Source organism: Intestinimonas butyriciproducens (genome assembly GCF_016901775.1).
In the GTDB taxonomy this organism is placed as follows: Bacteria; Bacillota; Clostridia; order Oscillospirales; family Butyricicoccaceae; genus Pseudobutyricicoccus.
Window position 1 is genome coordinate 72,274 of the sequence record NZ_JACJKW010000015.1, and the last position, 9,935, is coordinate 82,208.

6 protein-coding genes and 1 CRISPR repeat array are annotated in these 9,935 nt (G+C 50.4%); of the genes, 4 read left to right on the top strand and 2 right to left on the bottom strand.

What is annotated here, in order from left to right:
* Window positions 1-13 precede the first annotated feature (13 nt).
* Both dndC and dndB read right to left on the bottom strand, forming a co-directional pair.
* The gene (dndC, locus tag H6A25_RS09145; RefSeq protein WP_204751845.1) at window positions 14-1,510 is read right to left on the bottom strand and encodes a DNA phosphorothioation system sulfurtransferase DndC; all 1,497 of its coding nucleotides are present in this window, start codon (window positions 1,508-1,510) and stop codon (window positions 14-16) included.
* Window positions 1,503-2,537, bottom strand: a complete 1,035-nt coding sequence (dndB, locus tag H6A25_RS09150; RefSeq protein WP_204751846.1) for a DNA sulfur modification protein DndB — start codon at window positions 2,535-2,537, stop codon at window positions 1,503-1,505. The genes dndC and dndB overlap by 8 nt, the downstream gene beginning before the upstream one ends.
* A 474-nt stretch (window positions 2,538-3,011) precedes the next feature.
* On the opposite strand from dndB, the gene cas9 reads away from it, so the two are divergent.
* The 4 genes from cas9 to csn2 are packed head-to-tail and all read left to right on the top strand — an operon-like array spanning window position 3,012 to window position 8,926.
* Window positions 3,012-7,055 (top strand): type II CRISPR RNA-guided endonuclease Cas9, encoded by a 4,044-nt coding sequence (gene cas9, locus H6A25_RS09155; RefSeq protein WP_204751847.1) that lies wholly within the window; start codon window positions 3,012-3,014, stop codon window positions 7,053-7,055.
* Window positions 7,052-7,927, top strand: a complete 876-nt coding sequence (gene cas1 / locus H6A25_RS09160; RefSeq protein ID WP_204751848.1) for a type II CRISPR-associated endonuclease Cas1 — start codon at window positions 7,052-7,054, stop codon at window positions 7,925-7,927. The genes cas9 and cas1 overlap by 4 nt, the downstream gene beginning before the upstream one ends.
* Entirely contained in the window at window positions 7,917-8,237 is a 321-nt protein-coding gene (gene cas2 / locus H6A25_RS09165; protein ID WP_243423306.1) for a CRISPR-associated endonuclease Cas2, read from the top strand. Before cas1 ends, cas2 begins: the two co-directional genes overlap by 11 nt.
* Window positions 8,234-8,926, top strand: a complete 693-nt coding sequence (gene csn2, locus H6A25_RS09170; protein WP_204751849.1) for a type II-A CRISPR-associated protein Csn2 — start codon at window positions 8,234-8,236, stop codon at window positions 8,924-8,926. The genes cas2 and csn2 overlap by 4 nt, the downstream gene beginning before the upstream one ends.
* Window positions 8,927-8,989: 63 nt before the next feature.
* Window positions 8,990-9,750: direct repeats of the CRISPR family, unit length 36 nt; unit sequence GTTTGAGAATTGTGTTATTTTAGATGGTAGTCAAAC.
* Window positions 9,751-9,935 lie beyond the last annotated feature (185 nt).

Consider the following 9,935-nt stretch of genomic DNA (forward strand, 5'->3'; position numbering starts at 1 on the left):
TGCATCACCTCTTTTATTCCACATCTTCCGGCAGGGTTTCTTCGTCCTCCGGCACGGGCTCCAGCCCCTGTCTGCGGCGGCGCTCCAGGATCTTGTGCTCTGCATCCGCCTCGTCTTTGTAATAGGCCCGCTTGATTTCGCTCTCCAGTTTTTTCAGAACATTCTTTTTGGAGTTGAGGGCTGAGTTCTTGGCCTCGATGTCCAGCAGGGTGCTCTGTAATTCCAGCATCAGCTCATATCCCGGGTACTTGAGATCGCAGACCTGCTTCAGAAGATCCCATTCTTCTTTGCTGTAATATTTATTGCCCTGGATGGCGTTGTCCTGAAAGGCTTCCCCGGTTTCTTCCTGGTAGATCCGGGGGAGGGAATCGTCAAATTCATGCTTTTCGTCCAGCCAGATCTTCCGGATATAGCAAAGCTCCTCGTGGGTGATCAGGTTGGCATTGCGCACATTTTCGGGGCCGGTTTTGCGGATGAGCATTTGCAGCCGCAGCAGCCGGCGGAGGAAATCCTCCCGGACCTCTTTTTTGTAGGGGCCATGCACAAGACGGTCGTTGTGCCAGGTGAGGTTTCCGCTCATGCGCCGGAAATCACGCCGCTGCCGGTCCAGTTCGTCCTGGCCCTTTTCCTGGTTGTAGGCGGCAATGTAATTGCGGAAATCTAGCAAAGGGAGCATCCAGGATTTTTCCTCGTCGTTCTGGATCATGGCGGCCAGGGACTTGTCCTGGGTGACCATGGTGCAGACCCAGCAGCCCATCCGGCTGCCGCCGCAGGAGGGGGTGCCGGATTCCACCACCAGAGGGCACTCATTGTCGGCCGAGGCTCCCCGGTACATGGCCAGAAGGTCTTTGTTGGAATGACCCCAGGGGTTTGAGTATTGCATCAGCAGCTGCCAGACCATGGAATCGGTCCAGTTTTCAATGGGGGTCAATACATAGGTGTTGGGATAGGAGCCGTTGGGGCTCAGGTATTCCCGATAACGCTTTTTTTCATAGTCCTCCATCACCTGTTTACGGGCGCTGCTTTCGGCCTTCCGGGAGCCTAATACCAGGATGGCTTCGCTTTCGGCCTCCAGGATGCTTTTGATAAATTGGTTGGAAGGGTCGATTTTCATGCGATCAGTGCACCAGCGGAAGTTGGGCCGGGGATAGGGATAGCCCCGACCAATCAGGTTGACCCAGTAAGTATTCTGGATCTGGGGGGTGAGCCGGTGGGGAATGATGGGGAGCATCTCCTGGGTGGCAGCTTTGCGCATTCGGGTCAAAGAGAGTTCGGCCCAGGCGGCCACAACAGGGGACTCCACCAGGGTATCCGTGCTGATGACATGCACCGCTTTTTTTCGTTTTTCAATGGGAAGCTGCTGCAGGGCCATCCAAACCAGCTGCACCACAGCAGAAGAGTCTTTGCCGCCGCTGTAGCCGCAAATCCAGGGAATGTTGTCGGAAAGATAGATCTGCTGAATGATCTCCAGCGTCTGCCGCAGATCTTCTTTTGTCAATAACTTAGCCATTGATAGCACCTCTGATTGCGTTGCGCAGTATGTTTTCCATCATTTTCTGGGTGGCGCGGGAGGAGATGACACTCCCATTGACCACGATGCCCTCTTTCCACAAAGGACCGGTTTTGTGCCAGTCAATCTGGGAAAGAGGGGAGAAAGCCGTGTTTATCGTCTCCGGCGCATTGTGAAGAATTTCATTGCCGATGGCCCCAAGGCCCTTGATGGTAATGCTGAGAGAGGAAAGGGAATTTTGCCGAATGGCATAGGCCTTTATTTTTCCATGATACACATCTTTCCAGTCTTGCATATATTCGCTGACCACATTCCAAAATATAATCCCGGTCTCCCGTTTCTTTTCGTAATTCCAGGGAAGTCCGGAAAACAAAGCCTTTGTGCCCCGGTGGAGGCCACTCAAAGTGAACAACTGGTTGGATCGGTTGGAAATGGATGTATGCTCTGTATCCACCAGATCTTTAAAAACCGGCACATTTGCAATGATGTCCTTCACCAGTTTGGAATCAGCATCCCGGTTGTCGTACATGATGTTCAGCGAATGCGTCGGACGCAGTGCAAATTTATTGAGATCAGAAAACATTTGCTGGGAGCGTTTCAGCCCCAGATCATGGTATAAAATGACGGGGATGTGTTCGTATTTGAGGTCGGGATTGAGTTTGAGTGCTGATTTTATGGCAGCATACCGATGCTGCCCATCGTTGATCAGAAGCTTGGAGGAAAAATCGATGGTAATGGTTCCGATGGAGGGGTATTTTTCGTCAATGGGGGTGAAAAGAATGTTCCCATCCACCGAAGCTGTCAATGCGGAGAATACATAAGAGGTGGGATTTTTTATGATGTAGTCACAAATAGCGGGAATGCGTGCTTTATTCAGGATACGCTGCGCACGCAGTTCGGGAGGAAGATCCTCGTTATTGAATATAAACAATTTCGAAAGACAATCAAGAGGAACCATTGTTGCGAAATATTCCATATTGGCTTGAATGCCTTTTACCGCTTGGAATACAAATTGAGCAGAACTCATGGGGAGACCTCACTTTTGAGCGCAAATATACATTCTATCTCAGTATAGCATAAAGCACTGTACAGTGGTAGTTTAATTGGGATGGAAGTGGATTTTTTTCGATAAATTTAGGTAGGCCATAGCCAAGAATATGCTAGCAATGCAATTCCTGCCGGGAAAGAGAAAGAGGCGGATCGCATTACATCGGGAGAAAATTCCCAAAATATTTCTGGTTTTTCTTGCTAATGGTGCAGGGTTACAGTATTATAATAGATGAATAAAAAATCATCAATGACATATTGAAAAGCAGTAAAAAGCAAATAAAAAAAGTCCGCAAAGCGGACTTTTTTCTCACACACTGTGAAGCCGGACAAACCGGCGCTTTTGGCAATGCCGTATTTGAACCTGTCGTGTTGTTTCAGATGGTAGTCTGAACATTCACATTATAGACTGGATGCATAGAAAAGTCAACTTGTTTGATGGGGAGGAAGATATATGCAGCGGAAAGACCGTTATTTCCTAGGACTGGACATCGGCACAGAATCGGTGGGATGGGCGGTGACGACACCGGATTACAAATTGGTCAAGCGCAATGGGAAGGCTTTATGGGGTGTGCGACTTTTTGATGAAGCGCAAACGGCAGAGGAACGCCGGGGATATCGGGTGGCGCGGCGGCGCATCGAGAGACGGGCCCAACGGCTGAAGTGGCTGCAGGAAGTCTTTGCATCAGAGATTGGCAAAGTGGACCCGGGCTTTTTTCAGCGTCTGCAGGAAAGCAAATTTTTAGAAGAAGACAAAAAAGGAACCGTTCCCCTGGGAAAATACACCCTGTTCGCCGACAGAGAATACACGGACAAAGAGTATCACAAGCAGTTTCCCACAGTGTACCATTTGCGCAAAGCTTTGATAGAACAGACGGAAACCTTTGATGTCCGGTTGGTCTATCTGGCCGTGCACCATATTATGAAATACAGGGGGCATTTTTTGTATGGAGATCTCCCCCTGGAAACCATTTCTTTGGAAAGCGGGCTGGAGCGACTTTCCTATACCATGGAAGAACGATTGGGAAAGACGATGACAGTCCAGGACATGGACCTTTTGAAACAGACACTGATCTCCCGGTCGCTGAAAAAAGTGCAGAGGAAAAAGCAGCTGGCCCAGTTGTTCTCTGTGTCTAAGGAAGATGGAGCTTGTTTTGCCGTGGTGGAGCTTTTGGCCGGGGGAAAAGTCTCTCTGAATGATTTGTATGAGAGAGAGGTCTCCAACGAAGAAATATCCAAAATCAGTCTGGAAGATGAATTTGATTCGGTGGAGGACAAGCTGGTTTCTGCCCTGGGAGATGATATGGAGCTGATTTTGGCAGTCAAGGAGATTTATGACTGGGCACGGCTGGAAACCATGCGGGATGGAGAGCAATATCTTTCCTTCGCCAAAGTGAAGGCCTATGAGAAGCATCACAAAGATCTGGAACGATTGAAGGCAGCGATCCGAACCTGGGGAGACAGGGAGCTATACCGGGAGGTCTTTCACCAGGCCAAAGACAAACGGGATAACTATCCGGCCTATGCAGGCATGGATGCAGCCAATTATCGCTGTGATTATGATGCTTTCCGAAAATACATCAAAAACAAACTGAAAAGTCTTGGTGGAGACGATCCGGAAATTCAGAACATTCTGGATGAGCTGGAACAGGGGACTTTTCTGCCCAAGCAGACCAGTAAGGACAACGGTGTTATTCCTCATCAGCTGCACGAAGCCGAGCTGGTGAAAATACTGGAGAGGGCATCGTCCTATCTGCCCTTTTTAAAGGAGACCGATGCAAGCGGATTGACAAAGATGGAGCAGATCCATGAGATGTTCCGTTTCCGTATTCCCTATTATGTGGGGCCGCTGGATAGCCGTTCCAAGCACAGCTGGGTCGTTCGGAAAAACGAGAAGATCTATCCCTGGAATTTTGATCAGGTGGTGGATCTGGAAGAGTGCCGCCGTGGGTTTATTACACGCATGACGGCCAAATGCAGTTACATCGGGGAGGATGTTCTGCCCAAGAACTCCTTGCTTTATACCAAGTTCATGGTGCTCAATGAGCTGAACAAATTGAGGATCAACGGGAAAGGCATCCCGGTGGAAACGAAGCAGCGGATCTATCAGGATCTTTTCCTGGAAGGGAAAAAGGTGACAGGGGCCAGACTGCGCTCCTATCTGGATTTGGGAAAAGAGGACGAGATCACTGGATTCGATCAGGATGTGAAAGCGGACCTGGCGCCCTGGAAGCACTACGCATGGCTGCTGACCCGCCCAGGGGGGATGGAGGCGGCCGAGGAGATCATCCGCCATATCACACTGTTCGGAGAGGATCGGAAACTGCTTCAGAAGTGGCTGAAAAAGACCTATGGGTCGCTCATCACCGGGGAAGAGCAGAAAAAAGCGCTGGCTTTTCGGTGCAGTGGTTGGGGGGGACTGTCCGGACGGTTTCTGACGGGCATTTACCATACCGATCCCAACACAGGGGAAGCATGGTCCATTATGGATATGCTGTGGCGTACCAATGACAATCTGATGGAACTGCTCAGCGGCCGCTATACCTTTGCCCAGTCGGTGGAAGAATACCGAAAAGAAAAAATGGGGAAACAGAGCATGACATTGCAGGACTATCTGGACGAAAGCTACGCTTCCCCCAGCATCAAGCGGGCCATCCATCAAGTGATTGCCATAGTCGGGGAGATCGAGGGCATTATGAAATGTCCCCCTGAGCGGATCTTTCTGGAAATGGCCCGGGGCGGAGGAGAAAAAGGAAAGCGGACGGTGTCCAGAAAAGCAGAACTTGTGCAGCTGTATCAAAAATGCGGTGAGGAGGCAGACGGCCTGTTTGAACAACTGTCTCAGGAAGAGGATGGTAAACTGCGCCGGGATAAGCTGTATCTGTACTATACCCAGATGGGGAAATGTATGTACAGCGGGGAAGCCATCGACCTGAGCAGGCTGGACAGCGACTATGACATTGACCATATCTACCCCCAAAGCAAAACTAAGGACGACAGCATCCAAAACCGTGTACTGGTCAAGCGGGAGCTGAACTCGGCCAAAGGGGACAAATACCCCATCGCCCAGGATGTGCGGGAAAAGATGCGTCCCTTCTGGACGATGCTGGAGAAAAAAGGATTCCTGTCCAAGGAAAAATACCAAAGATTGATCAGGGCCACTTCCTTTACAGTGGAAGAGCAGGCGGGATTCATCAACCGGCAGCTGGTGGAGACCCGGCAATCCAGCAAAATTGTGGCAGAATTGCTGCAGCGCCGCTTTGGGGAAAAGACCCAGCTGGTTTATGTGAAAGCTGGCAATGTGTCCTCTTTCCGGCAGGATCAGCGGTTGACTCTCGGCGGACAGCAGAAACAGGCCAGCCAGTGCAAAGGGGAGAAAACGGTGCAGGACCCCCTCTTTGTCAAGTGCCGGGAAATCAATGATTACCACCATGCCAAAGATGCCTATCTCAATATTGTGGTGGGAAATGTTTACTATGTAAAATTCACCCGTAATCCGGTGAACTTCCTTCGGGAGAAGGATGCCCGGTACAGTCTCAACCGAATGTTTGATGTAGATGTGCAGCGGGGAGGAGAGCGGGCATGGACAGCCGGGCCAGAGGGCAGCATTGCAACGGTTCGCCATGCTATGGGCAAAAACAATATCCTTTTTACCCGCAGGGCTTCTGAGGAGAAAGGCAAGTATTTCGATCAGAACATCGTGGCTGGAGAAAAAGGAAAAGTGCCTATTAAAAGCGGAGATCCCCGCATGGATATCAAAAAATATGGTGGATACAACAGTCTGAAGGGAGCCTATTTTGCCCTGGTAGAGCACACCGACAAAAAGAAGCGAGTACGGTCTTTGGAAGTGGTGCAGCGGCTGTATAAAGGGTTATACGAAACCAATCCGGAAGAATATTGCCGGAAGATCCTGGAGCTGAAAGAGCCCAAGGTCCTGATTCCCAAAGTCAAGATCAACTCCCTGCTTTCCTTTGATGGGTTCCGGATGCACATTTCCGGGCGTACAGGAGTGCAAATTATTTATAAAAATGCCAATCCCCTTGTGATGGCTCCCCAGTGGCACCAGTATGTCAAAGGGATCTCCAAATACATGGAGCGCTGTAAAACGGCCGGCCAGGAGCTTCCTATCACTTCCTTTGACAAGCTGACAGCGGAGGAAAACAGGCAGCTGTATCAGCTGCTGCGGGAAAAACTGGAGAATTCGCTGTACCACATCAATTTTGGGACGGTGGCTCGTACATTCCGGGAAAATGAGGAGCGGTTTGCCGCCCTCACTGTGGCAGATCAATGCCGTATTCTGCTGCAAATGCTCAATTTATTTGCGAATAACGCAAAAATCGCAGATTTGAAATTGATTGGAAGAAGTGCAGAAAGTGGAAAAATAACATTGAGTAAGCGTCTGCCGAGGAGGAGTAATCATCGTTTTCTTCTGATCCACCAATCGGTCACCGGCTTTTTTGAGCAGGAGGTCGACCTTCTGGCCGAAGAGCTGTCGTGAGCTGGCGGGTGGTAGTGGTTTCCAGCAATGCCAAAGTGGATTACAAGCTGGATTATCTGGTGGTGACGACTTTGGATGAAGTGAAGCGGGTGCATCTCAGCGAAGTGGGTGTGCTGATGCTGGAGAGCACCGCCATTTCCATTACATCCTATCTGCTTTGCGAACTGCTGCGCCGGAAGATCAAGGTGATCTTCTGCGATCAGGAGCGCAACCCCTGCGGAGAACTGGTCCCCACCTGGGGAAGCCATGACAGCAGCGCCAGGATCCGCCAGCAGATCCGATGGCCTCCGGGGATTTGCCAGCAGGTTTGGACAGAGATCGTCCGGGAAAAGCTCCGGCGGCAGCGGGACCACCTGCTCCGCCGGGGGCTTCCCCAGGCAGAAATGCTGGCCGGCTATTTGAATCAGCTGCAGTGGAACGACCGGACCAATCGGGAAGGGCACGCAGCCAAAGTGTATTTTGGCGCCTTGTTTGGGGCGGATTTTACCCGGACGGAAGATTGCCCCATCAATGCCGCGCTGAATTATGGATACAGCCTGATCCTTTCCGCCATCAACCGGGAGATCTCTGCCGCAGGCTATCTGAACCAACTGGGGATCGCCCATGAAAACACCTATAACCCCTTCAACCTGGGGTGTGACTTCATGGAGCCTTTGCGTCCATTGGTGGACAGCGCTGTTTGGGAAATGCAGCCGGAAAAACTGGAGCGGGAGGAGAAAATGGCTTTGGTGAATCTGCTGAATCATCCGGTGCAGTATGATGGAAAAAGGCAGTATCTCCTCTATGCCCTGCGCCTTTATTGCGGCAGTTTGTTCCGGGCCTTGCAAAGCGGGGATGTGGCGGAGATCAGATGGATCGGATATGGACAATAGATTTATGCGTGTGATGGTGTTTTTTGATTTGCCGGTGGGAACCACGGCAGAGCGGCGGGAATATGCCCGGTTCCGCAAAGGCCTGATCCGGGATGGGTTTGTGATGATGCAGGAATCGGTCTATTGCAAACTGGCTCTGAATCCCACGGTGGCGGGGCGCATCATGGATGGCGTGCGGGCGCAGAAACCAAGCAAAGGCCTGGTCCAGATGCTGGTGGTGACAGAAAAGCAATTTGCCCGGATGGAATTTGTGCTGGGGGAATACCATTCGGAGATCATTGATAGTGAAGAACGGCTGGTGATTTTATGAGACTGACCCATCCTCTGCTTTCAGCGCCCATCCATTGGCAGGAAAACAAGACGCCGGTGCTGGTGGCAGAGAATCCCAAACTGTTCCGGCAGATGGTGTTTTCTCTGGCGGAGCAGGCCCAGGGGGAGGAGGGGGAGTTTATGCTCTCCCTCCACTATGAGCCCCTTGACTGCGGAGAACATCTCCATGTGCTGCGGGATTATGTGCATTTTCCGCTGGACGACCGAAAATTGCAGAACCGTTTTCAGGCCCGGCTCCAGCAAATCGTCAGGGAAGAGCTGGCGGAAGAAACCGATGGGCTGCAGCAAGCCATTGCCGGATACCTGGAAAAAGTGGTCATGGCCATGGAGTGGCCCATTTTCCTGTCCGGCGGAGAATATGCCCTGCCTTTGCTGAAGGCGCTGAAATGCCAGCCGGTTTTGGATGGAAAAGAGCCGCTGGAACGGCTGATGCAGTATTTGGATCTGTATCACACATTGCTGAAAGACCAGTGCTTTGTTCTGGTAGGCGCCCGGGCATATTTTTCGTCGGAGGAGATGGAAGGGTTTTATGCCATGGCCCATTACAAAAAGTGGCGGGTGCTATTGCTGGAGCAGCACCGCCCCACCCCTCTTCCGGGAGAGAGCCACTGCCTTTTGGATGATACGCTGTGCGAACTGCGCCTTGATTTTCCTCCGGATTTCCGGTAAACTGAATATGGAAAAACCATCTGAAACAATGCAGCGCATGTCGTGGCGTTTCTCTCATTTGAGGTTTGAGAATTGTGTTATTTTAGATGGTAGTCAAACTATTACCATAGAAAGCCATAGGAACACTCGAGTTTGAGAATTGTGTTATTTTAGATGGTAGTCAAACACCACGGCCAACATAAATGCGATGTCCAATGTTTGAGAATTGTGTTATTTTAGATGGTAGTCAAACTGATGACTATGATTCGCTCCCTGCCCTCTGTTTGAGAATTGTGTTATTTTAGATGGTAGTCAAACCAACGCCGATGACGAAACCATGTTCAACAAGTTTGAGAATTGTGTTATTTTAGATGGTAGTCAAACTAATGTTTTTCCTTGAAACAAAATGGTTCAGTTTGAGAATTGTGTTATTTTAGATGGTAGTCAAACCATAAAGGCCGCTGCTGCTGGTGAATCCAAGTTTGAGAATTGTGTTATTTTAGATGGTAGTCAAACCCCTGCGTGGCGCCAACGACTTCCCCAAGGTTTGAGAATTGTGTTATTTTAGATGGTAGTCAAACCCAGCTTATCATGGATGGTGTGTCTGTGGAGTTTGAGAATTGTGTTATTTTAGATGGTAGTCAAACCTGATGACTATGATTCGCTCCCTGCGCTCTGTTTGAGAGTCGTGTTATTTTAGATGGTAGTCAAACCCATGGGGGGCGGGCCCCCACCAGCTACCGGTTTGAGAGTCGTGTTATTTTAGATGGTAGTCAAACCGCAGGTGGTCCATACTAATATCTTTCCCCGTTTGAGAGTCGTGTTGTTTTAGATGGTAGTCAAAAGCTGCCGGACGCCCGGTATGAGGCTCTGGACGCACAGTATGCCAAAGAGCAGGACGCCCTCAATGCGGAAATCGCTGAACTGGAAAAGGCCGTTACCGGCTATGAGCAGAGCCGGAAATCTGCGGAGAAGTTTATTGCCCTGATTGATAAGTACGAGAACTTCGACACGCTGACAAACACCATGC